We start from the raw sequence: 228 nt of genomic DNA, 5'->3' as shown, positions 1-228 counted from the left end.
TTTCTATGATCCGCAAACTGTCTGCATTTACATAGCGGGCATAAGCCTTAATATTAATGCTCGCATACAAAGGGTAATATGGCAGCAGGTTAATGAAATCTCCACCAAACTCTTTTTTGAACCGGGTGGCCGCCATCTCCTTTGACACATACTCAATGGATTTCACGTAAGGCCGGGCAGCAATGGAAACGCGCAGGGCCTGGGCCTGGTCTTCCCGGACATTATCCC

At 48.2% G+C, this 228-nt stretch carries 1 protein-coding gene; it reads right to left on the bottom strand.

The features are described from left to right. Positions 1-228 (bottom strand): permease-like cell division protein FtsX (locus tag KVT36_RS32565; protein WP_217607557.1); only part of this gene is annotated, 228 nt, incomplete at both ends.

It is taken from the genome of Chitinophaga sp. GbtcB8, from assembly GCF_019091455.1.
GTDB lineage: Bacteria > Bacteroidota > Bacteroidia > Chitinophagales > Chitinophagaceae > Chitinophaga.
This window is presented reverse-complemented; position numbering and strand designations above follow the sequence as displayed.